Annotated in this window: 25 protein-coding genes; 4 read left to right on the forward strand and 21 right to left on the reverse strand. The window is 56.1% G+C overall.

Features of this window, described 5'->3' with window-relative positions:
• Positions 1-7: 7 nt before the first annotated feature.
• From elaB to idnO, 3 genes are all read right to left on the reverse strand, one after another.
• Positions 8-319, reverse strand: a complete 312-nt coding sequence (gene elaB / locus AAZT04_RS13095) for a stress response protein ElaB (RefSeq protein WP_020827827.1) — start codon at positions 317-319, stop codon at positions 8-10.
• Positions 320-405: 86 nt separating this feature from the next.
• On the reverse strand, positions 406-1,437 hold the full coding sequence (gene idnD / locus AAZT04_RS13100) for an L-idonate 5-dehydrogenase (protein WP_048763018.1): 1,032 nt from the start codon (positions 1,435-1,437) through the stop codon (positions 406-408).
• A 24-nt stretch (positions 1,438-1,461) separates the two neighbouring features.
• Positions 1,462-2,226, reverse strand: a complete 765-nt coding sequence (idnO, locus tag AAZT04_RS13105; protein ID WP_020827829.1) for a gluconate 5-dehydrogenase — start codon at positions 2,224-2,226, stop codon at positions 1,462-1,464.
• Between the two features lie 269 nt (positions 2,227-2,495).
• Here idnO and AAZT04_RS13110 point away from each other — a divergent pair, with 269 nt between their 5' ends.
• Positions 2,496-3,479, forward strand: a complete 984-nt coding sequence (locus AAZT04_RS13110) for a LacI family DNA-binding transcriptional regulator (protein WP_020827830.1) — start codon at positions 2,496-2,498, stop codon at positions 3,477-3,479.
• Between the two features lies 1 nt (position 3,480).
• On the opposite strand, the gene AAZT04_RS13115 is transcribed toward AAZT04_RS13110, so the two are convergent.
• The 5 genes from AAZT04_RS13115 to AAZT04_RS13135 all read right to left on the reverse strand — a co-directional run bounded on the left by AAZT04_RS13115 (position 3,481) and on the right by AAZT04_RS13135 (position 8,977).
• Entirely contained in the window at positions 3,481-3,975 is a 495-nt protein-coding gene (locus AAZT04_RS13115; protein ID WP_020827831.1) for a DUF1097 domain-containing protein, read from the reverse strand.
• 265 nt (positions 3,976-4,240) lie between these two features.
• A complete protein-coding gene (locus tag AAZT04_RS13120; protein ID WP_404780065.1) occupies positions 4,241-5,485 on the reverse strand; it encodes an MFS transporter in 1,245 nt (414 codons plus the stop codon).
• A 170-nt stretch (positions 5,486-5,655) separates the two neighbouring features.
• Complete coding sequence (locus AAZT04_RS13125; protein ID WP_401658479.1) at positions 5,656-6,519, reverse strand: DMT family transporter; 864 nt, start codon at positions 6,517-6,519, stop codon at positions 5,656-5,658.
• Between the two features lie 112 nt (positions 6,520-6,631).
• Positions 6,632-7,057, reverse strand: a complete 426-nt coding sequence (locus AAZT04_RS13130) for a cupin domain-containing protein (protein WP_046373055.1) — start codon at positions 7,055-7,057, stop codon at positions 6,632-6,634.
• A gap of 90 nt (positions 7,058-7,147) precedes the next feature.
• Positions 7,148-8,977: a thiamine pyrophosphate-binding protein gene (locus AAZT04_RS13135; protein WP_434680448.1), complete on the reverse strand. Its 1,830-nt coding sequence runs from the start codon at positions 8,975-8,977 to the stop codon at positions 7,148-7,150.
• Positions 8,978-9,315: 338 nt separating this feature from the next.
• Between AAZT04_RS13135 and AAZT04_RS13140 the strand changes: the two genes are divergently transcribed.
• From AAZT04_RS13140 to AAZT04_RS13150, 3 genes are all read left to right on the forward strand, one after another.
• Positions 9,316-10,191, forward strand: coding sequence for a LysR family transcriptional regulator (locus AAZT04_RS13140; protein WP_128864613.1), 876 nt, complete (start codon positions 9,316-9,318; stop codon positions 10,189-10,191).
• A gap of 129 nt (positions 10,192-10,320) precedes the next feature.
• Positions 10,321-10,581 carry a type II toxin-antitoxin system RelE family toxin gene (locus AAZT04_RS13145; RefSeq protein WP_115060981.1) on the forward strand — a complete coding sequence of 87 codons (261 nt, stop codon included), beginning with the start codon at positions 10,321-10,323 and terminating at the stop codon, positions 10,579-10,581.
• 39 nt (positions 10,582-10,620) lie between these two features.
• Positions 10,621-10,986, forward strand: a complete 366-nt coding sequence (locus AAZT04_RS13150) for a helix-turn-helix domain-containing protein (protein WP_046373053.1) — start codon at positions 10,621-10,623, stop codon at positions 10,984-10,986.
• Between the two features lie 62 nt (positions 10,987-11,048).
• On the opposite strand, the gene nuoN is transcribed toward AAZT04_RS13150, so the two are convergent.
• The 13 genes from nuoN to AAZT04_RS13215 form a co-directional block, all read right to left on the reverse strand.
• Positions 11,049-12,506: an NADH-quinone oxidoreductase subunit NuoN gene (gene nuoN / locus AAZT04_RS13155; protein ID WP_044552632.1), complete on the reverse strand. Its 1,458-nt coding sequence runs from the start codon at positions 12,504-12,506 to the stop codon at positions 11,049-11,051.
• A gap of 6 nt (positions 12,507-12,512) precedes the next feature.
• Positions 12,513-14,042, reverse strand: a complete 1,530-nt coding sequence (gene nuoM, locus AAZT04_RS13160) for an NADH-quinone oxidoreductase subunit M (RefSeq protein WP_020827841.1) — start codon at positions 14,040-14,042, stop codon at positions 12,513-12,515.
• Between the two features lie 100 nt (positions 14,043-14,142).
• Complete coding sequence (gene nuoL / locus AAZT04_RS13165) at positions 14,143-15,990, reverse strand: NADH-quinone oxidoreductase subunit L (RefSeq protein ID WP_020827842.1); 1,848 nt, start codon at positions 15,988-15,990, stop codon at positions 14,143-14,145.
• Complete coding sequence (gene nuoK, locus AAZT04_RS13170; RefSeq protein WP_012146014.1) at positions 15,987-16,289, reverse strand: NADH-quinone oxidoreductase subunit NuoK; 303 nt, start codon at positions 16,287-16,289, stop codon at positions 15,987-15,989. The genes nuoL and nuoK overlap by 4 nt, the downstream gene beginning before the upstream one ends.
• Positions 16,286-16,846, reverse strand: coding sequence for an NADH-quinone oxidoreductase subunit J (gene nuoJ, locus AAZT04_RS13175; RefSeq protein ID WP_020827843.1), 561 nt, complete (start codon positions 16,844-16,846; stop codon positions 16,286-16,288). Before nuoJ ends, nuoK begins: the two co-directional genes overlap by 4 nt.
• Before the next feature lie 13 nt (positions 16,847-16,859).
• The gene (nuoI, locus tag AAZT04_RS13180; RefSeq protein WP_004947256.1) at positions 16,860-17,402 is read right to left on the reverse strand and encodes an NADH-quinone oxidoreductase subunit NuoI; all 543 of its coding nucleotides are present in this window, start codon (positions 17,400-17,402) and stop codon (positions 16,860-16,862) included.
• 14 nt (positions 17,403-17,416) lie between these two features.
• On the reverse strand, positions 17,417-18,394 hold the full coding sequence (gene nuoH, locus AAZT04_RS13185) for an NADH-quinone oxidoreductase subunit NuoH (RefSeq protein ID WP_020827844.1): 978 nt from the start codon (positions 18,392-18,394) through the stop codon (positions 17,417-17,419).
• Entirely contained in the window at positions 18,391-21,129 is a 2,739-nt protein-coding gene (gene nuoG / locus AAZT04_RS13190; RefSeq protein WP_434680453.1) for an NADH-quinone oxidoreductase subunit NuoG, read from the reverse strand. Before nuoG ends, nuoH begins: the two co-directional genes overlap by 4 nt.
• Before the next feature lie 79 nt (positions 21,130-21,208).
• Positions 21,209-22,561 carry an NADH-quinone oxidoreductase subunit NuoF gene (gene nuoF, locus AAZT04_RS13195; RefSeq protein WP_020827846.1) on the reverse strand — a complete coding sequence of 451 codons (1,353 nt, stop codon included), beginning with the start codon at positions 22,559-22,561 and terminating at the stop codon, positions 21,209-21,211.
• On the reverse strand, positions 22,558-23,109 hold the full coding sequence (gene nuoE / locus AAZT04_RS13200; protein WP_104410952.1) for an NADH-quinone oxidoreductase subunit NuoE: 552 nt from the start codon (positions 23,107-23,109) through the stop codon (positions 22,558-22,560). The genes nuoF and nuoE overlap by 4 nt, the downstream gene beginning before the upstream one ends.
• A 2-nt stretch (positions 23,110-23,111) precedes the next feature.
• Positions 23,112-24,908 (reverse strand): NADH-quinone oxidoreductase subunit C/D, encoded by a 1,797-nt coding sequence (nuoC, locus tag AAZT04_RS13205; protein WP_020827848.1) that lies wholly within the window; start codon positions 24,906-24,908, stop codon positions 23,112-23,114.
• 95 nt (positions 24,909-25,003) lie between these two features.
• Entirely contained in the window at positions 25,004-25,678 is a 675-nt protein-coding gene (locus tag AAZT04_RS13210) for a NuoB/complex I 20 kDa subunit family protein (protein WP_012146021.1), read from the reverse strand.
• Between the two features lie 23 nt (positions 25,679-25,701).
• Positions 25,702-26,139, reverse strand: a complete 438-nt coding sequence (locus AAZT04_RS13215; RefSeq protein ID WP_020827849.1) for an NADH-quinone oxidoreductase subunit A — start codon at positions 26,137-26,139, stop codon at positions 25,702-25,704.
• Between the last annotated feature and the right edge of the window lie 461 nt (positions 26,140-26,600).

Consider the following 26,600-nt stretch of genomic DNA (forward strand, 5'->3'; position numbering starts at 1 on the left):
CAAGCCGTTATTTACGCGCCAGCAACAAGCCCAGTACCAGGCCAACCGTTGCGCCAATCCCTACGCTGCACCAGGGGTTTTCACGCACGTATCCGTCGGTTCGGCAAACGGCGTCCTTGGCGCGCGCATAGTAGGACTCGGTGGTGTCAGCCAACCGCGACTTGACCTCACTCAATGCCTCTTCGGCATGAGCTTTGATATCGATATAGGCCTGATCGGCACGATCGCCGGAGTACTTCAACACTTCTTCCAGCGTGTCGCTCAGCATTCTCAGATCGTCATCGAGCGTGGTTTGATCCGCATCCGTATTTCTCGCCATGGTAAGTTCTCCGTGTTTAAAAAATGAAACGGCCCTTAACTATAGACAAGGATCGCCGATCCCCGCCATCAGACTGATGGCTAAAATCAGAACACCAGTTGGACTTTGGCAGCTCGACTCTTGTCACCGGCAAACGTCAGCGCCTCAGCCAGTTGACGATTGTCGAACTCGGCGGACAGCAGCGGCAGCGGATTGACTGTCCCCTCGGCCAGCCACGTCACAGCCAAGGCGAACTCTTCAACAAACCGGAAGGATCCCAGCAGATTCAGCTCTTTGGCGATCAACAGCATCAGCGGGAAATCCGGGAAGCTGCTTCCCATACCGACTTGCACCACCGTCCCCTTGGCGCGGGTGACCTCCAGACAACGCTGCAACGACAGTGGATGGCCGGAGACTTCAAAAGCGATATCGAAGTACCCTTTTTCCTGCTGATAGCTGCTGAAATCGTCATTGCCGGCATGCAGACAGCGGGATGCCCCCATCTCTCCGGCGATATCCAGGCAACGCGGGCTGAGATCGGCGCAGACAATTTCGTCGGCGCCCAACGCCTTCAGCGCCGCCACCAGCAGGCAGCCTATCGGGCCGACGCCGGACACAAACACCTTTTTCCCTTTCACTTCACCGGGCTGCCTGGCGGCATGTATCGCCACCGCCAGCGGCTCGGCAAAAACCATCACCTTCTCGTCGCAGTTGGCGTCGAACGCAATGCATTGCGCGCTATCAACCACCTTGTACTGGGTAAAAGCGCCGTCAACATGTGGGAAGTACATCGCGCTGCCGAAAAAGCGCATTTGAGTACATTGGTTTTGTTGATCCGCCAGGCAATACTTACACTGCCCGCAGGGCTTGCTGGGGTTTAACGCCACTTTCTGGCCCACGGGCAGACGAGCCGTGTCGCTGGCGACCACTTCGCCGATCACCTCATGGCCCAGCACCATCGGCTGACGCACCTGAAAACTGCCGACTTTACCCTCCTGATAATAATGCAGGTCTGATCCGCAGATGCCACCACGGGTGATTTTCACCAGCGTGCCGTGGCCCTGGTACTCAACCTCCTGCTCCACTACCGCCACGTCATATTTGCCGTTGACCACGCAGGATTGGGTTTGAATTTTCATCATCATATTCTCATAAGCAGGCGGCTATACCGCGGCCGACATTCCGCCATCGACAAACAGCAGGTGACCATTGACAAAATCAGAGGCTTTGGACGACAGGAACACCGCCGCGCCAATCAACTCCTGCGGATCGCCCCAACGGGCAGCCGGGGTACGCTTGGTCAGCCAGGCGGTAAACTCTTGGTTGTCCGCCAGTGCCTGAGTCATTTCGGTTTTGAAGTAGCCCGGGGCAATACCATTGACCTGAATGTTGTAGCGCGCCAGCTCTACGCACATGCCGCGCGTGAGCATTTTCACCGCCCCTTTGGAAGCGGCATAGGGGGTGATGGTGTCGCGGCCAAGTTCGCTCTGCATCGAGCCGATATTGATGATTTTACCGCTTTGACGCTGCACCATATGGCGGGCTACGGCTTGTGACACCATAAATACCGCCTTCTGGTTGACGGCAATAATGTCGTCCCAGTCTTTTTCCGGGAATTCGGTAAACGGGTGGCGACGCTGTATGCCCGCGTTGTTAATCAACACATCGATCCCACCGCTTTGCGCCTCAATTTTCTCAATAGCGGCATGAATGGCCTGGGAGTTAGTGACATCAAAGGCCGCGGCATCGGCGCGGAAGCCCTCACGGCGCAGTGCTTCAACGGCTCGCTGGGCGTTTTCTTCGGTGGTCGCATTGACCAATATGTGAGCGCCGTACTCCGCCAACCCACGCGCCAGCAGAAAACCAATGCCCCGAGAAGCGCCGGTAATCAGTACTTTTTTATTATCCAGTGAAAATAAGTTGTTCATAACGTCCCCGGCAGTGTCATTCAGATAAGACAGGTGCCTATCTCAGCGGATCGCCGCCGGCAAAAACGTGATGACGATCACTTAAAACAGTGTTACTAAAACCTGTTACCTTTAACGTGAAGCCACGCAATCTCGCGGGAAATAAACTCAACACATTTCATTGAAAAATAAGATTTTTATACTTTATGTCGTCGATTGTTATCACTAAATCGATTTGTTAACATGGCGTTATTCGCGATTTCGCCGCCCCACCCTGTTAAGGCCTCAGAATGAAGAACCAACGCGTCACGCTGCAAGATATTGCGCTGCTCGCCGGCGTGACCAAAATGACCGTCAGCCGCTATCTGCGTACGCCGGAAAAGGTGGCGGCCGAAACCGCCGAGAAAATTGCCCAGGTGATGAAGGAAGTTAACTTTACCGACGGCGATGAAGCACGCTCAACGCAAAAGCCGCGCATTGGCGTTTTGATCCCCTCGTTCAACAACCAAATTTTCGCCGATCTGCTGGCCGGAATCGAATCCATCACTCTGGAACAGGGCTACCAAACCCTGGTAGTGAACTATGACTACAGTCGGCAGCGCGAAGAAGAGCATATCGTCCAACTGCTGGCTTACCCGATTGCCGGGCTGATCCTGACGGATTCGGAGCATACTCTGCGGGCGGAAAAGTACCTGACGGCCGCCAAAATCCCGGTGGCGCAGGTGATGGATCTGGAAGGTCCGGAAGGAAGGATCGCCGTGGGGTTCGATAACTTCCAGGCGGGTTACGACATGACCGAAGCGCTGCTCGCCAGCGGTAAACGTCAGGTGGTTTATTTTGGCGCCATGTCCGATGCGCGCGACACCAAACGTTTTCAGGGCTACTGCCGGGCGATGGAAAAACAGGGCCTGACACCGCGCCAAATCACACCGCACCGTGTTTCGTCGGTGACGGTCGGCTCCGACATGCTGGCCATGGCACGGCAGCTCTACCCGGATTTGGACGGTATCTTATGCACCAATGACGATCTGGCCGTTGGGGTCTTACAGGAGTGTCTGCGGCTGGGGCTGCGGGTTCCGCAGGATATCGCTTTGTCGGGATTTCACGGCCTGGATATCGGCAAAGCCACCACGCCGGGCATCGCCAGCGTTATTACACCCAGGTTTGATATCGGCAAGGTGGCCACAGAGATCTTGTTGAAACGCATTAAAGGGGTGCCGTGCATTGAGCGCGTTGATCTGCACTACCGCATCTCACTCGGCGGCACCATTTAACTCAGCGGTTAACATGTTCGGTAACAGCGGCCGCCGGTTTCGGTTTTTCGCTGCGCGCCGCCAGCCACAGGCCGCTGTTTTTCATCGCGTAGCCAAACACTAATCCCACCAACAGAGAAAGGGTCACCAGAGACCAATTGCCGCCGCCGGCGAAGGTGGCGCAAGCGCCGATAAAGGTGCCGGGCACAAAACCCAGCCACTGCTGCTTTGCCTGAATGCACATCAGAAAAGCCACCGCGCCGGTCAGCAGATAACCGAGCAGGCTCCAGCCGGGCGCCAGCTCACTGCCGTGAATGATCGCCATCGCCCAAAATACCCCGCTGCAGCAGGTCAGCGTGCTGATCAACAACCCTTTCAGCCCCCCCTGCGGGCAAGCAAAATAGGCCGTACAGCCCAGGAAACCGGCCCAACTGATCAGCCCCAGGCTAACAGCCACCCATCCCCACACGCCGGAGAGGATCCCGGTAGTCACAGCAATGGCAAAAAGAACGTTCATAAACTGACCCGCAGCAAAGAAAGCGCGCAGTTTACGCGAAAATCGGCAAATTCAAGTGATGTAAATCACAAAAATTTTGTAATGAGAAATACTGAAATTGCAGAATTGAGGAATTTGTCACAAAAAAAACCAGCGTGACTAGCACGCTGGAAATGACACACAACAACACCAGGGAAATCGTTCGCCACCTTGCGTGGCTAAAATCGTTGTTCAGCTACCCTGCGAATTTCACGTTGCCGACGGACAACCTGAAACTCGGCGGGTATCAGCGCGGGAAGCCCGCGCGGGTCACCATGAAGCTCAAAGATAAGCAAACCACGGCACTGACCAGAAATAACAGATTGACCGCCAGATGCAGGCTGGCATGGTCGATAACCGCCCCCAGCAGGATCGGAACCCAGTTGGCGATATAGGCGATTACGTAAAACAGTGAAATCAGTCTCGCATGGCTGGCCTTCGGTGAAATCAGGTTCACCAAGGTGGCACTGCCGACAAAAATCGCCCCATAGGCGTAACCGGCAATCACCATACCGGCACTGGCCAGAGCCAGCGAGTGGATCTGAATCGCCTCGGCGAACACCACCACTGACAACGCCTGCGCCAGACAGCCAAACATCAGCGAATGGCGCGCATTAACGCGACGGCTCAGGATCTGGCTAATACCGGCAATCACCAGATAAACCGCAATCACATAGCCGTAAACGCCCCGGCTGTGCATGCCCAATAGCTTTTCCGATACGCTTGGCCCTATCGCCAGAATACTGGCAGCCACTGCCCAGCAGATGAACAACGCGCCAGCACACAGGAAGAACTTGCCTCCGGTAGCGCGCAGGCCATCCGCCAACGAACTTTTTTCTGCCGCGGCTTCTGCTGCCGGTGCCCCACTGAGGGGTACCGCAACGGCTTCAACCGGCCATTTCAGCATCACGCCCAGTGCGGCAACTGCCGCCACCGCCATGATGATAATGAACGGCAGCGAAGTCGTGTGGAACCCGGTTTGCAGCGCCACGCCGCTGAAAATCGGCCCCAAAGCCAGACCGGTGGTGAATGACAGCGTGGCAATCAGCGCCGCATTTTTACCGCCGTCCTTCGGCCCAAAACGCACCAGCGCAATGTTAGCCGCACCGGTCAAAGCCCCGGTGCCGATCCCGGCCAGCAGACGCGCCATAAACATCATCAAAAACGAATCGGCCATCGAAAACAGCAAGGCCCCGGCCAACACCACCAGCAGCGCCGGTACAATCATGCTGCGTAGATCTTTGACCTTGCCGGCCATGTTGCCCACGCCGAACAGCGAAATCAGCACGCCGGCGGCATAGGCGCCATAAATGACGGTCAGGCTGACCGAGCTTAGCGCCAACTCATGTTGATAAAGCGGGTAAAGCGGTGTCGGCGCACTGCTGTTCAGCAATGCTGACATCAATGCCAGGGCTAAAAACAGCAGGATGGCAAAATGCGACTCACCCGACTTCGCTTTAGCGGCTTCATCAACAGCCACACCTTCAGACATTTTTCTCTCCCGAAACAATCTGGATAAACACCTAACCCTGAAAACCAAACTCCTCAGGAAACGCGTTTATCATACCTTTCGGGTATAACGGTCAAAATAGCCAAGAATGCATCATAGTGATTCATTAATGCATTTGCGCTGACGCCCGCCAGCGCTTAATGCCGTGCTCTTTACACCGCCGCTGCCTTCGAGGTTTTTGCCGGAGCGCGTTTCACTATCGCCAACGCACCGGAGAAAATAATCAGCGCCATGCCGCCCGCAGCAATGTAGGACAGCTTCTCGCCAAACAACAGATAGCCGAGCAGCGTGGAGAAAATGATGGTGCTATAGGAAAGAATACTGACAATCACCGCATTGCCGCTGCCGTAGGCGCGGGTCATGGTGATTTGCCCCAGGCTGCCGAACACACCGATGGCGCAAACGCACAGCATCATGGCGCAGTCCAACGCGGTAAACCCCACCACAGTGGTCATCATGCCGCCCACCAGGGTGCCCACCAACGAGAAGTAAAACACCACTCGCAGTTCGGGTTCGCCACTGCGCACCAGCTTACCGACGTTAAAATAGGCCAGCGCGGTCAGCAGGCCGGAAAGCAGGCCAATCAGGGTCGCGGCATACTCGCCGTTCGGCGTATCGGGGCGCAGCAGCACCAAAATGCCGATAAAACCCAGCAGTACCGAGAACAGCAGCTTGCCGGTCAGCTGGCCTTTGCTAGTGACAAAGGCAATCGCCGACTGAAAGATAGGATTCGTGTAGCCCAACGTGGTGGCCGTGGCGATCGGCAGATGGATTAGTGAGTAGAAACCGCAGTACATCGCCGCATTGCCAATGGCGGCGCGTTTCATGTGCAACCCCAAATGCTGGGTGCGGAAACCGAGATTTTTCACATGGATCAGCGCGGCAACGATCAGGACGTTAATCACAGAGCGGTAAAAAATGATGTCGAAAAAACCGACCTTGGCCGAAGCCAGTTTGATGCTGGCCCCCATCAACGCAAAGAACCCGCTGGCGACGACCATCCACAAAGCAACCATGATTTCCTCGGTATATCACCCCAACGGGCGACAAAATAAAACGGGGCGAATTGATTCGCCCCCTACGGCTAATGCAGTCAACATCGCCGCAGCTTAAAAAACGGCGGGGATATTATTCGGCAGCTTTCACCGTCAGCGGTTTGTTATCAGCACAGGCGAAGAATACCAGCATCTCCGCGCCTTTATCACCAGAAACCCCTTGGTGAACGATATCTACCGTGTCGGTAAAGGAGTCGCCCTGCTTAAAGGTGTGTTTCACGCCGGTTTTCTTGACCGTCAGCGAAACGCTGCCCCCGGTCATATACACCGCGCTGATGCACGGGTGAGTATGCCAGGCGAGCACCTTGTTCGGTTCCACCGTGACCTTCAACATGGTGATCTGCGGAGCGCCGGCCGGATAATGCTGGTACGGCGTCCCCTCCCATGAGGTTTCGGTTTTCAGCAAGGTTTCTTTGTTTATGCCTTCGCCGTGATCCTCTGCGGCCTGTGCAGCGCCTTGAAATGCCATCATTAATGCCAGAAGTGTCAGTTTATACATTGTTATCGCTCCATGACTACGGTGAACAAAATAGAATGGCGTGATACAAAGGACAATGAATGACGACTCCTGGAATCTGGGGTTACGCCTTTACAAGCCTTTGATACGCTGCTCGTATTCTACGATGCTCTCGGCATAGTATCGATTAGGCGCCACATGATTTCCTACCAACACTTCTATCAGGAAAGGCCCCTCGTGCTCAGCCGCGGCGGTCAGCGCTTCGTCCAGTTCCTCCAGCGTCGCCGCTTTGGCGGAGGCAACCCCCAGGCTGTTGGCGAAGGCCTTCCAGTCATGGTTCGGCAACGCGGTATAGTCCGCAGATACCCCACGGTTTTGCAGGGTGTCGATGTGCATTGCTCCGTGAGCGCAGTTGTTCATCACCACAAAGGTCATTTTGACCTGATAACGGGCGGCCGTCTGGATCTCGATGCCGTGCATCAGCATGCAGCCGTCGCCGGTGACCACCACGCAGTCGCGGTGCGGCGCTGCCAGTTTGATGCCAATGCCGGCGCAAATCGCCCAGCCCATCGGCGCCAGGGAGCTTGAGGTATGGTAATCGCCCCGGCCGCTGGCCTGCCAGTGGTGCGCCATAAAGATACGGTGTGCGCCGGAATCGACCACCACGTTGGTGTCCTGATTCATACGGCTGCGGATGCGTTTGATGGCGTCGCCGGGGTACATGTTGGCCTCACCCTCAGCAAGACGCACCTGCAAATCGGGCCGTTGCTGCTCTAGCGGCAGTTGCCCCACCAGCTCAAGCCAGCCGTTACGCAAGCGTTTAATGCTGTTCAGGTGCGCGTCATCGTCGCTGACCGCATCCAGCAGGTGGTGCAACGAGCCGGTCAGGCTGGAGAAAATCTGCATATCCGGTTGATAATGCGAGCTGACCTTATCGAAATCCTCGTCAATCACCACCAGCGTTTTGGTGCCGTGCAGTCGCGGATTCCAGTTCAGGCTATCGCGTTGGCTCAGATCGCAACCCAGCACCAGCAACACATCCACTTCATCGCCATTGATGGTTTCCACCGCCCGGGTATGGCCGGCAAAACCATACAGCCCCAGCGCCAGCTCGTGCCCTTCGGGAAACGCGCCCTTGCCGGACAGCGTAGTGGCAACCGGCAGACGGTATTTCTCCGCCAGGCGCAGCAACAGGGCCGCATCCAGCGGATTATTCATGCGGTTACCCACCAGGCAGGCGACGTTCAGCCCGCGCAGCAGATAGTCATCCAGCACCTGATCCAATGCCTGTGGGTCGATGGCGGCCTCTCGGCACTGCGGCGTGCGTGGCGGGCTAACTTCGTGACCGCCGGCCACCTCTTTCTTTTGCATATCGACCGGTACGCTGAGATAGGTGCGACCTTTTCGCTGAGTGTTCAGGAAGGACAGACTGCGCCGCAGTTCGTGCTGCAACGTGAGATTATTTTTCACTTCTATCGCAGCGGAAAGCAGCGGTTTGACGATAGTCAGCTCATCGATGCCACTATTGCTGCCGTCCTGGAAGGCACCCTGCGCCTCATGATAAGTGGCAATGCCGCCGGCCAGATACAACACCGGAATTTTGTCGGCCTGCGCCGCCGCCATCGCCGGCAGGAAATTCATGGTGCCGGGACCGGAGATGCCCAGACAAACGCCAAACTTGCGGCTGGCGCGGGCATAACCGTCCGCCATAAAGCCGCAGGCGGTTTCATGGGCACCGACGATGCCGGCAATGCCTGAATGTTCAATGGATTTTATCAATGGGTACACCAGCTTGCCGGGTACCAGGAATATGTGCTGAATGCCGCGAGCTTCGAGACTCTGGATAATCGCATCAGCGTTGCTTTGCGTTGCCGCTTTCGCACCGGGGGTTGCAATAACTCTGACACCGTCCGCAGTTGCCAGTGCTACGGGGGTGTATAACTTCTCTGCGTGAGACTCCATTTTCAATGTCCAGTCGTGGTGGGCCAACCTAGATTCAGAGTCGATCCCACCAGGCGATTAGCCCACAGAGACAGGCTCTCATGCGCGTCTGCTTACGCGTTCAGGGTAACATTGGCACAAAATGTGCGCCAGATCACAGCATAAACGTTGATAAGCATAAAGATTGTCGGGTAAAAATAAAGATGCAAAACTGCTTCACGTTGATGCATTTATTCATATCCTGAAACATAATTAATAATTATGATACGTGGGCCTCATTTGCAGCCAAAACCAGAGCCGGTACGGTTGCGCAATAATGAACACAGACAAGACCGATAAGCCTGCACAAAGGAAATGGCATGATGAATTGGGATGATGCACGCTTCTTCCTGGCGGTCGCACGCTGCGGCACTTTACGAAAAGCCGCCAATGAACTACACGTCGACCAAGCCACCGTCGGGCGGCGTATTACCGCTTTTGAAGAGAGCCTGGGATCCAAACTGTTTATCCGTACGCCAAAATCGTTCTCCCTCAGTCCGTTGGGAGAGGAAATGCTGGCGGACGTGATGAACATGGAGAACTCGGTGCAGGCGATTGGCCGCAAAGCCACCAGTGGCGACGACAGCCTGTGCGGCAACGTACGCATCGCCACCACCGATACCATGGCCGAGGCTTTTGTCATCCCGGCGCTGAAGGCGCTGCGAGAGCAATACCCGTTAATCACCGTCACCATGCTGACGGCGGTCAATATCTCTGATATTTCGTACCGTGGCGCAGATCTGGCGATCCGCGGCGCCCGTCCCGAATCCGATGAGCTGATTATCAAACGCATGGCCACCATCGAAATGGGGCTGTATGCGACGCAGGACTATCTCGACAAACACGGCATGCCGACCAAGGGCGACCATCTGCGGGGTCATGACCTGCTGATGTTCCCGCGAGAACTGGTACCCCGCCACTGGAACAACTTCTGTGGCGAAACGCTGATCGATCCTAACGTGGTGCTGCAGTGCAATTCACAGTTGCTGCTGCGCTCTGCAACGCGCAATGGGTTGGGGATTGGCCTGCTATCCTCGTTCCTGGCGGATAAGGACCCGGACCTGGTGCGAATTTTCCCGGAAAACAAAGACTGGGTAGATATCTGGCTGGTGCTGCATCCTGACCTGCAACGTGCCGCCAGGGTGCGTGCCGTAGTCCAGGCGCTGGAAACCTCATTTAAAAACAATCCCGGCTGACCCCCCCTACTCAGGGGTCAGGGTGACTTACCCTGCCCCTCTTATCCCGTTTCACCACATTGTCATGATTAGATAAAAAGCTTATTATCTAATCAACGCACAGGACGTGCCCCCACAGTCGAGGGAATGATGGCAAAGGTTAACTGGTCGCGCAAAGCAGTTAAACAATTGATGACGCTACCGACTCAGGATCGCTCAGCCATTAGAGACAAGGTCGGGCTATTAAGCGCGTTTCCGGCCGCCAGACTGGATATCAAAAAATTGCATGGTGCTGACAGCCAATTTCGCCTGCGCGTCGGCAGCTATCGCATTATTTTTGAGATGAGTGATGGTGAACCTATTGTCTGTCTAATCCAACAAGTGAAGCGTAGAACGTCGACAACTTACTAAACCGCGTTGAGCTGAAATTTATAATCCGAGGTATGCCAGATGGCGAAGTTACAATATATCCATGATGAATCAGGCAAACCGCTGTACGTGATATTGCCTCTCGATGAATATAAAAAGCTGGTAGGCCGGCAAGATGACTATGAGTCTGTTCCCTATCATAGCGATGCGCACGATGATGAAACTGTTCCTCATGAAGTGGTCTCTATCATGCTGGATCAGAACATCAGTCTGATAGCCGCATGGCGAATTTTCCGCGGCTTCTCGCAGTACGATGTGGCGACAAGACTGGGGACTACCCAATCTGCCGTTTCTCAGTGGGAAGCCATTGACTCTAAACCGCAAAAAAAAACCCGGGAAAAACTGGCAGAGTTATACCGCTGTAGCCCGTCGCAGATGATGCTCTAATCCGTTCCCCACGCCATAAAAAAAGGTCGCCGAAGCGACCTTTTTTACTGCCCTGATGCCCATCAGAACATCGGTTGTGCCATCTGTACCAGCGTAATCAGCGGCTGCGGATAAACACCCAGCAGCAGCACCAACGCGGCGGAGATCAGCACCACTACGCCGCCTGCGGTCAACGCCCAGTTATTTGGGGTATCGCGCTGCAGCGCTTCCGGCGCGCTGAGGAACAGGCTGACGGTGACGCGCAGGTAGTAGTACAAACCAATGGCGCTACCCAGCACCACGGCGCCGGTCAACCACCACAGGTGAGCGCTGACGCCCATTGCGATCACGAAGAACTTACCGATAAAGCCCAGGGTCATCGGGATACCGGCCAGTGACAGCATCATCACCGTCATGACGGCGGACAGAATTGGCTTATGCCAGAACAGACCGCGGTAGGAGAACAGTGAATCTGCATCCGGGCCACGGTACGGGCTGGACATCAGGCTGACCACGCCGAACGCGCCCAGGCTGCTGAACAGGTAACCGGCCAGGTAAACCCCGGCGGTTTCCAGCGACAGCTGGTGGGTTTGCACCGCAATCAGCGCCACCAGCAGATAACCCAGGTGGGCAATCGACGAGTAACCCAGCAGACGCTTGATGTTGGTCTGGCTGATGGCCATCAGGTTGCCGAACAGAATCGAACAGACGGCAATGATAGACAGCACCATGCGCAGCGCTTCGTTGTCGGCAGCAGGCGCATACAGGAACAGACGCATAACGACCGCAAAGATAGCAATCTTGCTGGCGGTGGCCAGGAAGGTTGAAACCGGCGCAGGCGCCCCCTGATACACATCCGGCGTCCACAGTTGGAACGGCACCAGCGACAGCTTGAAGCCCAGACCGACAATCATCATGCCCATACCGGCCAGGATCAGCGGCTGGTGCATCATGTTTTCTTGCAGGCTCTTGCCCAGGCCGGCCAGCGACAGGTCACCGGACTCCGCATACAGCAGCGCCATACCGAACAGCAGGAAGGACGACGCCGCGGCGGACAGCAGCATGTACTTGATGGCCGCTTCCAGCGGTCGCTTCTGGCGGTAGGCGTAGCCCACCAGACCAAACAGCGGCAGCGAGATCAGTTCAATACCGAGGAACAGCGAGGCCAGATGGTTGGCGCTCGCCAGCAGAATGCCACCCAGGGTAGCAATCAGCACCAGCAGATAGAACTCTTCGCGGTTGTCCGGGTAACCGACCAGCCACGGATAGGCAAAGGTACAGGTCGCCAGACTCGCCAGTATCACCAGCCCGGTATAGAACATCGAGTAGCCGTCAACCCGCAGCAGCGGGGTGACATCCATTGGGCCTGCCTGGCCGACAAAGTACAGCGAAAGCAGCGCCAGGTTTAGCCCGATCACGGTCAGGGTGGCGTTGATAAAGTGGTCGCGTCGCCACGCAATGCCTAGCATCACAACCACCACCGTCAATCCGACGATCAACAGCGGCAACAGTGCGATCAGTTGTTGAGGAGTTATTGTCATGGCGAATTACGGCCTTGTTGTTGAAATTGCTGAAACTGACGAACCAAACCAGTGTTGCACGTTGCTCATCGCCGCATTAGAAGTGTCCAGAATCGGTTGTGGGTAGAACCCCAACAGAACCAGCAACACCACCAACAGCAGAATGATGAACAGCTCACGCGCGGTCATGCCCGGCAAAGGTTGGTCAGACTTGGCTTTGCCGTAGTAGGCACGCTGCATCATGATCAACGAGTAAACCGAAGCAAACACCAGACCGAAGGTAGAAATCACGGTGATCACCGGCACAACCTGATAGCTGCCGAACAGGATCATGAATTCACCGACGAAGTTACCGGTACCCGGCATCCCCAACGTAGCCACCGCGAAGAACAGCGACAGCGCAGGGATGTATTTGATACGCCCCCATAGGCCGCCCATTTCACGCATGTCGCGAGTGTGCAGACGTTCGTACAACTGACCACAGATGATGAACATACCGGCCGCAGACAGGCCGTGTGCAATCATCTGGATCACTGCCCCCTGGTAAGCCAGTTGGCTGCCGGTGTAGATGGCGATCAGGACGAAGCCCATATGGGAAACCGAGGTGTAAGCGATCAGACGCTTGATATCGGTCTGCGCAAACGCCATCCAGGCGCCGTAGAAGATACCGATAACACCCAGCCACATGGCGATTGGCGCGAACTCATGCGAAGCTTCCGGGAACAGCGGCAGGCTGAAGCGCAACAGGCCATAGGCCGCGGTCTTCAGCAAGATCCCCGCCAGGTCGACAGAACCTGCGGTAGGAGCCTGGCTGTGCGCATCCGGCAACCAGCCGTGCAACGGCACCACCGGCATTTTCACCGCGAAGGCAATGAAGAAGCCCAGCATCAACAGGTATTGCACGTTGTGCGACATTGGCGTTTGCAGCAGGTCTTCGTAATCGAAGGTCCACACGCCGGTCGCGTTATAGTGCACAAACACCAGGCCCATAATGGCAATCAGCATCACCAGACCGCTGGCCTGGGTATAGATGAAGAACTTGGTAGCCGCAGTGATGCGGGTTTTCCCGTCCGACGCCTTGTGACCCCAGAGTGCGATCAGGAAGTACATCGGCACCAACATCATTTCCCAGAAGAAGAAGAACAGGAACATGTCGATGGCGAGGAACACGCCGATAACCCCACCCAGGATCCACAGCAGGTTCAGGTGGAAGAAGCCCTGGTATTTCTGGATTTCACGCCAGGAACAGAGGATAGCCAACACGCCCAGCAGGCCGGTCAGCACTACCATCAGCAGTGAAAGTCCGTCCAGCGCCAGGTGGATGGAAATGCCAAAGCGTGGGATCCACGGCAGCAGGAATTCAGACTGCCACTGCGGAATGCCTTTCGGCGTAGTCAACGTGTAGCCGCCCTGCATCCACAGATGCAGAGAAAGCGCCAATGTCAGCCCCATTGCGATCAACGCAATCCAGCGCGGCACCTTAGTACCGAAGCGCTCAAACTGCCAGCACAGCAGACCGCCAATAAAGGGGATAAGAATTAGCCAAGGTAATAGCATGGCGTTTTGTGTCCCTTATACGAATAATTTCAAACTTTGTACGTAGCGCCTGCCCTGCAGAGCGCTACGCCCGAAAAATGCGTCTGTTTAAATTATTCAATTAAACCAAAATCAACAGAGCCAATACGACCACTGCACCCACACCCATAGACGCTATATACCAACGCACCTGACCGTTCTCGCTCACTGTCAGACCACGGTTCCCCCAGCGGGAGAAAATGGCCGGCAGGTTCATCATCGAGTTCAGCGGATCACGTTGCAGCAACTTCGCAATACCCAGGTACGGCTTGACGAATACTTTGTCGTACAGCCAGTCGAAGCCCCAGGCATGGAACCACCAGGTAGAGAAGAAACGTCCCGGTGCGCTATTGGCGATGCGGGTAACCAGGGTACGTTTACCCAGCCACAGCGCCGCCGCTAACAGGATGCCAACAATAGCCACTACGCCGGAGGTAATCTCCAGCTGCAGCACGCTACCGTGCGCCAGCTCGGTGGTATCTGGCAGCACGCCCTGCAGTGGCGGAACAATCATCGCGCCAACGAAGGTGGACAGCACCAGCAGAACCAACAGCGGCAGGTGGTGAGTGATGCCTTTACCGGCATGCGCTTTGATTTTCTCTTCGCCATGGAACACGATGAAAATCATACGGAAGGTGTACAGCGAGGTCATGAACGCACCGACCAGGCCGGCAATCATCAGGTTGATGTGACCGTTGGCCATCGCACCCGCCAGGATCTCATCCTTACTGAAGAAGCCTGCGGTGATCAGCGGCAGTGCCGACAGCGCAGCGCCCCCCACCAGGAAGCAGACGTAAACCAGTGGAATGCTCTTGCGCAGGCCGCCCATCTTGAAGATGTTCTGCTCGTGATGGCAAGCCAGGATCACTGAACCGGAGGAGAGGAACAGCAGCGCCTTGAAGAACGCATGGGTCATCAGATGGAAGATTGCTGCATCCCACGCCTGCACACCCAACGCCAGGAACATGTAACCAATCTGGCTCATGGTGGAGTAGGCAAGTACGCGTTTGATGTCAGTCTGTACCAGCGCGGCAAAGCCGGCCAGCACCAGGGTCACTGCCCCGATAATGCCCACCAGATGCAACACTTCCGGCGCCATCAGGAACAGGCCGTGCGTACGGGCAATCAGGTAAACGCCCGCGGTCACCATGGTCGCCGCGTGGATCAGTGCGGAAACCGGGGTTGGACCCGCCATGGCGTCTGCCAGCCAGGTCTGCAACGGCAGCTGCGCTGATTTACCGACCGCGCCGCCCAGCAACATCAGGGTAGCCCAGGTGATCGCCGTATCGCCGACCGCCAGTTTTTGCGGTGCCAGGATCATCAGTTCGCGGATGTTCAGCGTGCCCAGCTCGTTGTAGAGGATGAACAGCGCGAACGCCAGGAACACGTCGCCGACGCGGGTCACGATGAAGGCTTTCATCGCCGCCGCACCGTTGGCCGGATCCTTGTAGTAGAAGCCGATCAGCAGGTAGCTGCACAGGCCCACGCCTTCCCAGCCCAGGTACATCAGCAACAGGTTGTCTGCCAGTACCAATACCACCATGCTGGCGATAAACAGGTTGGTGTAAGCGAAGAAGCGCGAGTAGCCCTCTTCACCGCGCATGTACCAGGACGCGAACATGTGGATGAAGAAGCCCACGCCAGTGACCACGGACAACATGGTCAACGACAGGCCGTCCAGCGTCAGAGTCACGCCGATATTAAAGTTACCGACGGTCATCCAGTTCCACAGGCTCTGCTCAAACAGCTGCACACCCGTCGCTTTCTGGGCGAAGAAATCCATCGCCACATGCACCGTGACCAACGCAGCCAGGCCGATAGAGCCTACGCCAATGGTTGCCGAGACGTTCTCAGACCAGCGGCCTCGGGAAAAGGCCAACAGCAGGAACCCGATCAGCGGTAGCAGAATAGTTAAATATAATAGGTTCATCCGCGCATCTCACTGACAGTATCAATATTCAGGGTATGACGGCGACGGTAGAGCTGCAGCAGCAACGCCAGACCGATACTGGCCTCGGCTGCCGCCAAACTGATCGCCAGGATGTACATCACCTGCCCATCCGGTTGGCCCCAGTAACTACCCGCCACGATAAACGCCAATGCTGCGGCGTTGATCATCACTTCCAGACTGATCAGCATAAACAGCAGATTACGACGAACCAGCAACCCGGTCAGACCCAGGACGAACAGGATCGCCGCCAGAATCAGGCCATGTTGAAGAGGGATCATGCTTGCTCCTCCGATTTTCTTCTCGCCATTTCGCCACCGACCGGCGCGTTGCTCAACACCTCACCCGGTTTGTGCTCACGGCCAATGTGGAAGGCAACAACCAGACCTGCCAACAGCAGCATTGAAGCCAGCTCAACCGCCAACACGTAAGGACCGAACAGGCTGATCCCCACGGCTTTGGCGTCTACCATCTCACCGCTGATGCCCTGATCGGACACGCTGCGAATCGCGAAAATCAGCACCGCCAGCAGCAGCAACGACAGCAGGCCCGGGCCGATCCATACCGACGGCTTCAGCCAGTCGCGCTCTTGCTTTTGTACCGCGCTGCCGAGGTTCAACATCATGACCACGAACACGAACAGCACCATGATGGCACCGGCGTAAACGATGATCTCCAACGCCGCTGCGAAGTACGCGCCGAGTGAGAAAAAGACTGCAGAGATCGCCAACAGCGAGACGATCAGATACAGCAACGCATGCACAGGGTTGGTATGCGAGATCACGCGAATGGTCGCGATCACCGCAATCAAACCTGCCAGATAAAAGGCAATTTCCATGCTTGCTGGCTCCTTAAGGCAACAGACCTTTGACGTCGATCGGTTTGGCTTCGTTTTCGGCTTCGCCCTTGGCTTTGCCGTCAATCGCCATACCGGCCATCCGGTAGAAGTTATATTCCGGATATTTACCCGGCCCCGAGATCAACAGATCTTCTTTTTCGTACACCAGGTCCTGGCGTTTGAACTCACCCATTTCGAAATCCGGCGTCAGCTGGATCGCGGTAGTTGGGCAAGCTTCTTCGCACAGGCCGCAGAAAATGCAGCGCGAGAAGTTGATGCGGAAGAACTCCGGATACCAACGGCCATCTTTCTGTTCTGCTTTTTGCAGCGAGATACAGCCCACCGGGCAGGCAACCGCACACAGGTTACAGGCTACGCAACGCTCTTCACCGTCCGGATCGCGCGTCAGCACGATACGGCCACGGTAACGCGGCGGCAGGTAAACCGGTTCTTCCGGATACATCTGGGTTTCGCGCTTGGCGAAGGCATGCAGGCCTATCATCCAAATGCTGCGCACCTGGGTGCCGAAACCAACCAATAACTCTTTCAATGTCATGGTTTATTCACCCCTTATTGAGCGTTGTACAAAATGACTGCGGCAGTTGCCAGCAGGTTCAGCAGCGTCAACGGCAGACACACTTTCCAGCCGAAGGCCATTACCTGGTCATAGCGCGGACGTGGCAGAGCAGCACGAATCAGAATGAACATCATCATGAAGAAAGCCGTTTTCAGCGCGAACCAGATGAATGGCGGCAGGAATGGACCCTGCCAGCCACCGAAGAACAACGTCACAATCAGGGCAGAAACGGTGACGATACCGATGTACTCACCCACGAAGAACAGACCGAACTTCATGCCGGAGTATTCAATGTGGTAACCGTCAGCCAGTTCCTGCTCGGCTTCCGGTTGGTCAAACGGGTGACGGTGACACACCGCAACGCCGGCAATCGCAAAGGTCACGAAACCGAAGAATTGCGGGATGACGTTCCACAGATGCGCCTGAGATTCAACAATGGTCTGCATGTTGAAGGAGTCCGCCTGCGCCACCACGCCCATCAGCGACAGGCCGATGAACACTTCGTAGCTCAGGGTTTGCGCAGAAGCACGCATCGCCCCCAACAGCGAGTATTTGTTGTTGCTCGACCAGCCGGCGAACAGCACGGCGTATACCGCCAGGCCGGCCATCATCAGGAAGAACAAAATACCGATGTTGAGGTCGGACACCGCCCAGGTCGGACTGACCGGGACGATGGCAAATGCCAGCAAAAGGGAAGTGAAGGCGATCATCGGCGCCAGGGTGAAGATCACCCGGTCGGAGAATTTCGGAACCCAGTCTTCCTTGAAGAACATTTTGATCATGTCGGCGACCAGCTGCAGCGAACCGCCCCAGCCGACACGGTTTGGTCCGTAACGGTTCTGGAACAGGCCGAGCAGGCGACGTTCGCCGAAGCTCATGAAAGCACCGCAGGTGACGACGACCAGCAGGATCACTACCGCTTTAAGCACGGAGATCAGAATGTCGATCACCTCAGGGGTAAACCAGCTCATCGTGTTGCCTCCCGCAGATTTTCAACCGTCGCACCCACCAATACCGGCGGGATCCCTGGCAAGCCGAGCGGTAAGCCCACCTGGCCCTGGGTCAGCGTTTCACTCAGGCGCACCGGCAGACGCAGCGTCTGGCCCGCACAGCTGAACTCCACCAGCGCACCGGCATTCACGCCAAGCGTAGCGGCATCCGCCGGGTTCACCATCACGTAGGCCTCTGGCATACGCTGCTGGATCACGCCGGAACGCTGTGACATTTCATCACTGCCGAACAGGTGGTAATAAGGCGCGACACGCCAGCCTTGCTCATGATCAAAGGCGGCAGGCACCTGGGTGAAGTAATCCAGCTTGCCCTCCCCTGCTTCGATCAGACGCACGCCCGGATCGCCATGGCGCAGCTTGCCGCCCACTTCGGCCTGGAACTTGTTCCATGCCTGCGGTGAGTTCCAACCTGGTGCCCAGGCGAACGGGATCTGCTGACGATCGGCCAGCGGGCTGTTGTTCCCTTCCATCGAGAAGGCGAACATGGTGTCTTTATCCTGCGGCTGACGCGGCTCGTGCACGCTGATGTTGGCGCGCATGGCCGTACGACCACTGGAACGATGTGGCGAACGTGCCAATTTTTGACCACGAATGCGGAAACTTGCGTCCGGTGCCGCGTCCACAATGCCCTGCAGCTGCGGCAACGCGGTAACACAAGCTTCGATAACGTGATCGAGCTGCGTCCAGTCCGCGTGACGGCTGGTATAGGTGGAATGCAGCGAGTGCATCCAACGCCAGCTTTCCAGCATTATGGTGTAAACGTCTTTTTTCGCGTCGTCGTAGTAGGCCGGATCGTAAACCTGGAAGAAACGCTGTGCGCGACCCTCCTGGTTGACCAGGGTACCGTCGCTTTCTGCAAAGCTGGCCGCCGACAGGATCAGGTTGGCCCGATCCATGATCGCGGTACGCTGATGATCAACCACGATCAGGTTGCTGACCTTGGCCAACGCGGCGTCCACTTTTGCCGCCTGCGCATGCCGGTAGAGATCGTTTTCCATCACGATAGCGGTGTCTGCTTCGCCGTTTTCCAGCTGCGACAGCGCCTGATCGAGCGAACCACCGCTAATCATCGACAAACCGATGCTGTTGGCGGCGCTGGCCACGAAGGTGATACCCACATCAGAGCCGCGATCCTTCAGCGCTTTGGCGATGTTGGCCGCCGCTTCGATGATGGCTTCGCTGCCGGCGTTGCTACCGGTGACGATCAGCGGTTTACGTGCGTCGGTCAGCGCCTGCACGATGATATCGACTTTCTTGTTCAGGCCGTCAGCCAAATCGTTGACCGCCGGTGCCGCATTATCCAGCCCGTGGGCGATGGCGAAGCCGAGACGCGCTTGCTCATCCACCGGTGCACGGTAGTTCCACGCAGCGATGTCGTCCAGACGGGTGTTATCCACGTTGGTGACGAACAGTGGGTACTTGGCATGCTGACCAATGTTTTGTATCGCGGCAATCTGCCAGTCGGCAACGCGCTGGGCTGCAGCCATGGCGCGAGCCTTGCCCTTCACCGCCTGACGTACCGACAAAGCAATACGTGCGCCGGTCTGGGTCAGATCTTCACCCAGCACCAATACCGCGTCGTAGCCTTCAATTTCGCGCAGCGCAGGCGTGTGAACGCCGCTGTTTTGCAGCACGTTCAGCATCAGGTTCAGACGCCCCTGTTCCGCCTGTGAAATACCGGTGTAGAAATTCTCGGCACCGACCAGTTCACGCAGTGCGAAGTTGCTTTCCAGACTGGCACGGGGTGAGCCGATACCGATGGTTTTCTTCGCCTGACGCAGGATGTCCGCCGCGCCCTGCATAGCCTGTTCGGCGTTCAGGGTGATCCAGTCGTTGCCGCGCAGCTGCTGTGGCTGACGTGGACGATCTTTCTGGTTCACGTAGCCATAACCGAAGCGGCCGCGGTCGCACAGGAAGTAGTGGTTCACGCTGCCGTTATAGCGGTTTTCGATGCGACGCAATTCACCATAGCGCTCGCCCGGGCTGGTGTTACAGCCGATGCTGCACTGCTGGCAAATGCTTGGCGCAAACTGCATGTCCCACTTACGGTTATAACGCTCGGAGTGGGTTTTGTCGGTGAATACGCCGGTCGGGCACACTTCTACCAGGTTGCCGGAGAACTCGCTTTCCAGCGTGCCGCTCTCAACACGACCGAAGTAGACGTTATCGTGCGCACCGTACACACCGAAGTCGGTGCCGTCCGCATAATCCTTGTAATAGCGCACACAACGGTAGCAGGCGATGCAGCGGTTCATCTCATGCGAGATAAACGGCCCCAGTTCCTGGTTGTTGTGGGTACGCTTGCTGAAGCGGTATTTACGGAAGCTGTGGCCGGTCATTACTGTCATATCCTGCAGGTGACAGTTACCGCCTTCTTCACATACCGGACAGTCGTGCGGGTGGTTGGTCATCAACCACTCAACCACGCTTTCACGGAACTGTTTGGCTTCGGCATCGTCGATGGAAATAAAGGTTCCATCGGATGCCGGTGTCATACAAGACATCACCAAACGGCCACGCGTATCTTCCGCGTTTTGGTATTGCTTTACCGCACATTGGCGGCAAGCGCCGACGCTTCCCAGCGCCGGATGCCAGCAAAAGTAAGGAATATCGAGGCCGAGAGAGAGACAAGCCTGCAACAGGTTGTCAGCTCCATCTACGTCGTATTCTTTGCCGTCTACATGAATCGTAGCCATAGTCAGCATGCTTCCAAGTGGCCTGCCTTGCGGCAGGCGTTAATCAAAAATTCTGGCCGTGTCGTCGGGGCGAGTCGGCTTACCAGCGTTGCTTCAGCAGGTTGTTCGGCTGAATGCCGCCAATCGCATGCGCGTTACTGAAATGCTTCACGGCGATGCCCGCTTCGAACTCTTCACGGAAATATTTAATTGCGCTTTGCAGTGGCTCTACGGCACCTGGCGCGTGGGCGCAGAAGGTTTTGCCCGGGCCGAGGGAACGGCACAGCTGCTCGAGGGTTTCGATATCCCCCGGCTGCCCTTGGCCATTTTCCAACGCACGCAGGATCTTCACGCTCCACGGCAGGCCGTCACGGCATGGCGTACACCAACCGCAGGACTCGCGAGCGAAGAACTCTTCCAGGTTGCGCACCAACGGAACCATACCGATTTCGTGGTCCACCGCCATCGCCAGCGCGGTGCCAAGACGGCTGCCGGCTTTACCGATGTTCTCGAAGTCCATTGGCAAATCGAGATGATCGGCAGTCAGGAAGTCGGTCCCTGCACCACCTGGCTGCCAGGCTTTGAAACGCAGTCCGTCACGCATGCCACCGGCGTAATCTTCCAGAATTTCACGTGCGGTGGTACCAAACGGCAGCTCCCAAACGCCTGGGTTTTTCACCCGGCCGGAGAAGCCCATCAGTTTGGTCCCGGCGTCGTTACTTTTGCCGGCGGAGATCCCCTTGTACCAGTCAATGCCGTTCGCCAGAATGGCCGGCACGTTACACAGGGTTTCTACGTTGTTAACGCAGGTCGGTTTGCCCCATACGCCGGAGGAAGCCGGGAATGGTGGCTTGGAGCGCGGGTTGGCGCGGCGGCCTTCCAGCGAGTTAATCAGCGCGGTTTCTTCGCCGCAGATGTAGCGACCGGCACCGGTATGAACAATCAGCTCGAAGTCGAAACCGCTGCCCATGATGTTCTTGCCCAGATACCCGGCTTCGGTAGCCTCGGCAATCGCACGGCGCAAATGCACCGCCGCTTCGATGTACTCACCGCGTAGGAAGATATAGCCGCGGTAAGCCTTCAGCGCGAAAGCCGAGATCAGCATGCCTTCCACCAACAGGTGCGGCATCTGTTCCATCAGCAAGCGGTCTTTATAGGTGCCCGGTTCCATTTCATCGGCGTTACACAGCAGGTAACGGATGTTCATGGATTCGTCTTTCGGCATCAGGCTCCACTTCAGACCGGTGGAGAAACCTGCGCCGCCGCGGCCTTTCAACCCGGCGTCTTTCACCAGGTTGACGATCTCGTCCGGAGCCAGGCCTTTAATGGCCTTTTCGGCGCCCGCATAGCCGTTTTTGCTGCGGTATTCATCCAGCCAGACCGGCTGTTTGTCATCGCGCAGTCGCCAGGTCAGCGGGTGCATTTCGGGAGTGCGTACAATGTCTTTAATCATTGATACTGCTCCAGTAGCGTCTCGATATCTTCAGGCTTCAGCTGACTGTGAGTGTCCTCATCAATCATCATGGTCGGCCCTTTATCGCAGTTGCCCAGACAGCAGGTTGGCAGCAGAGTGAAGCGACCATCAAAGGTGGTTTGACCCGGTTTGATGCTCAGCTTCTTCTCGATGGCGGCCTGAATGCCCTGGTAACCGGTGATGTGACAAACAACGCTGTCACAATAACGGATCACGTGACGTCCTACTGGCTGACGGAAAATCTGGCTGTAGAACGTGGCCACGCCTTCTACGTCGCTGGCAGGAATGCCCAGCACTTCCGCGATGGCATAAATCGCACCGTCCGGAACCCAGCCGCGCTGCTTCTGCACAATTTTCAGTGCTTCGATTGAGGCGGCGCGTGGATCCTCGTAATGGTGCTTTTCGTGCTCGATCGCATCACGTTCTTCCGCGCTCAGCTCAAATGCATCAACGCCGCTCTGAGGAGCGGCCGCATTGATGGGTTCAAGCGCTTCGTTATTCGCGTGATTGTCTTTTTGATCATGCATAGTTAGCGGTCCACATCTGACATTACAAAATCGATACTACCCAGATAGACGATCAGGTCGGAGACCAGGCTGCCACGGATTACCGCTGGGATTTGCTGCAGGTGCGCGAAGCTTGGCGTACGTACCCGGGTGCGGTAGCTCATGGTGCTGCCGTCGCTGGTCAGGTAGTAGCTGTTGATCCCTTTGGTGGCTTCAATCATCTGGAATGATTCGTTGGCTGGCATCACCGGGCCCCAGGAAACCTGCAGGAAGTGGGTGATCAGCGTTTCAATGTGCTGCAGCGTACGCTCTTTCGGCGGCGGCGTGGTCAGCGGGTGATCGGCCTTGAACGGGCCTTCCGGCATGTTGTTCAGGCACTGCTCAAGGATGCGCAGGCTCTGGCGCAGCTCTTCTACCTTCAGCATCACGCGGGTGTAGCAGTCGCTGTTGCCGTCGCCGACCGGGATTTCGAAGTCGAAATTCTCATAGCCGGAATACGGACGCCATTTGCGCACGTCGAACTCGATACCGGTAGCGCGCAGGCCGGCGCCAGTCACGCCCCACTCCAATGCTTCTTTGGCATTGTAGGATGCAACACCCACGGAACGGCCTTTCAGGATGCTGTTCTTCAGCGCAGCCTTGACGTAGGAATCCAGGCGTTTTGGCATCCACTCCAGGAATTCACGCAGCAGACGATCCCAACCGCGCGGCAGATCGTGTGCAACACCGCCAATACGGAACCAGGCCGGGTGCATACGGAAACCGGTGATCGCTTCCACCAGATCGTAGATTTTCTGACGGTCGGTAAAGGCGAAGAACACCGGGGTCATGGCGCCGACGTCTTGAATGAACGTACTGATATACAGCAGATGGCTGTTGATGCGGAACAGTTCGGACAGCATTACGCGGATAGTGTCAACGCGCTCCGGCACCTTGATACCGGCCAGCTTTTCAACCGCCAACACGTAAGGCATTTCGTTCACGCAGCCGCCGAGGTACTCGATACGGTCGGTGTACGGAATGTAGCTGTGCCAGGACTGACGCTCGCCCATTTTCTCGGCGCCACGGTGGTGGTAACCGATATCCGGAACGCAGTCGACGATCTCTTCGCCATCCAGTTGCAGAATGATACGGAATGCACCGTGCGCAGATGGGTGGTTCGGACCAAGGTTGAGGAACATGAAGTCCTCGTTCTCGGTGCCACGCTTCATGCCCCAGTCTTCCGGCTTGAAGGTCAGCGCTTCCATTTCCAGATCTTCTTTCTGTTTGGTCAACACAAAGGGATCGAACTCGGTGGCGCGCGCCGGGTAATCCTTACGCAGCGGGTGGCCTTCCCAGGTTTGCGGCATCATGATGCGCGTCAGGTGCGGGTGGCCGTCGAAGGTAATACCGAACATTTCCCAGGTTTCGCGCTCATACCAGTTGGCATTAGGGAAAACCTTGGTTGCTGTGGGCACGTGCAGGTCTTTTTCAGACAGCGCCACTTTCAGCATGATATCGCGGTTGCGTTCGATAGAAATCAGATGGTAGAAAACAGAAAAATCCGCGGCCGGCAAACCGTCACGGTGGGTGCGAAGACGCTCGTCCACGCCATGCAGATCGAACAGCATGACGTAAGGCTTCGGCTGTTTTCTCAAAAACGTCATTACTTCCAGTAACTGGTCAGGCTTGACCCATACCACGGGCATTCCGGTACGGGAGGGCTGAACAGTGAAGGCTTCCGGCCCAAAACGGTTGCGCAGTTCGCCAATCACCGGATCGTCGAGGTGATCTCGGGTCTGCCAGGCCGGCAAGGCGTCGTGCGTCGTTGAATCTGTCATAATTTTTTTCACCACACTAAAGGGTTATTTCGCCGCAAGTTCACTTTTCGCTGTGTTAACCAATAGCGCACTAAGATGGACGTTAAATGAACGTCTTAAATCTCGTCAGGCGTCCGAAGGTTGGTCACCGCGATACGCTCGCCGTGTTTACGCTCTCTTTCAGACTGCATATTGGCGCGGTAAACGCCCTGATCGCCAACAACCCAGGACAGCGGACGGCGTTCTTTACCGATCGATTCCTGCAGCAGCATCAGCGCCTGCATGTAAGCTTCTGGACGCGGTGGGCAACCCGGGATATACACATCGACCGGCAAGAATTTGTCCACGCCCTGCACGACGGAATAGATATCGTACATGCCGCCGGAGTTGGCACAGGCGCCCATGGAGATCACCCACTTAGGCTCCAGCATCTGTTCGTACAGGCGCTGAATAACCGGGGCCATCTTGGTAAAGCAGGTACCGGCTACGACCATCAGGTCAGCCTGACGCGGCGAAGCACGCAATACTTCGGCACCAAAACGAGCCACGTCGTGAACGGCGGTAAACGACGTCACCATCTCCACGTAACAGCACGAAAGGCCAAAGTTATAGGGCCAAATAGAGTTTTTACGCCCCCAGTTCACCATGTCATGCAATGCATGTTCGAGTTTACCCATGTAAACCGTGCGGTGAACCTGTTGATCCAGGGGATCGGCGACGACCTCCTGTTTTTGCAGGGGGTAACGGTCGTTCTCACCGTTCGGGTCTATGCGGGTGAGCGTATAGTCCATCTTAATGCCTCGTTTTTTACCGACTACTGCGGATGACTGTTGGTGTTAGTGATCGTGCCTGGTTTACTCAGACGTTTGGAACGCGACGGTGTCCAGTCCAATGCGCCGATACGCACCAGATAAAACAGACCGGCCAATAGCACCAAAATGAAAATGGCGGCTTCGATGAAGCCAACCCAACCGCTCTCGCGAATGGAGACCGACCAGGCGTACAGGTACAAGGCTTCAACATCGAAAATAACGAAGAACATGGCAACCAGGTAGAACTTGGCGGACAGACGCATACGCGCCGTGCCGACAGAGTCGATGCCTGATTCAAACGGGGTATGTTTGGCACGCGCACGGGCTCTCCCACCCAGGAAGAACGCGCCCAGCAGCATTAAACCGCAAAGCCCGATAGCCACGACAAAAAATACGGCGAACGCCCAGTGATGAGCGATAACTTCAGTGGTTGTTGACATACTCTATGCTTACTCATCAAAAGTGGCGTCGATCGCTCTGCTCTTGTATCTGGCAGTTAGTGCACCACATCGATTTAAGGGAAGGATAAATAAACCACACAAACAAACTGCTTTTACAGCGAGTTAGGCAGCGTTTTACTGTGGGCTTTTTACTCCTTTCTATAACCTTTTGTCAACTTTGACAAAAGTATCTACACACTAGTTTACATACGTATCATTTAATTAACATTTGATGCGCCTGGCTTAGGCTAAATCGTGTCAGTTAATTGCCGTGTAGAAACAGATAGATATAAACCAACATGCACATTTCAGTTTTACTATACCATTGTCTCAGGAATCTCCTGTTCTTCCACTCACTACCTAGGGGTATTTTTTTGATCCAGGACACGTTTTCAGCATAAAACCTCAAAAAAAGTGTGGCCCTTTAATAAATTTTGTCAATTCTGGCGGTAAAAATTGCC

This window comes from Serratia sp. Je.1.23.a (assembly GCF_051129805.1).
Lineage (GTDB): Bacteria > Pseudomonadota > Gammaproteobacteria > Enterobacterales > Enterobacteriaceae > Serratia > Serratia liquefaciens.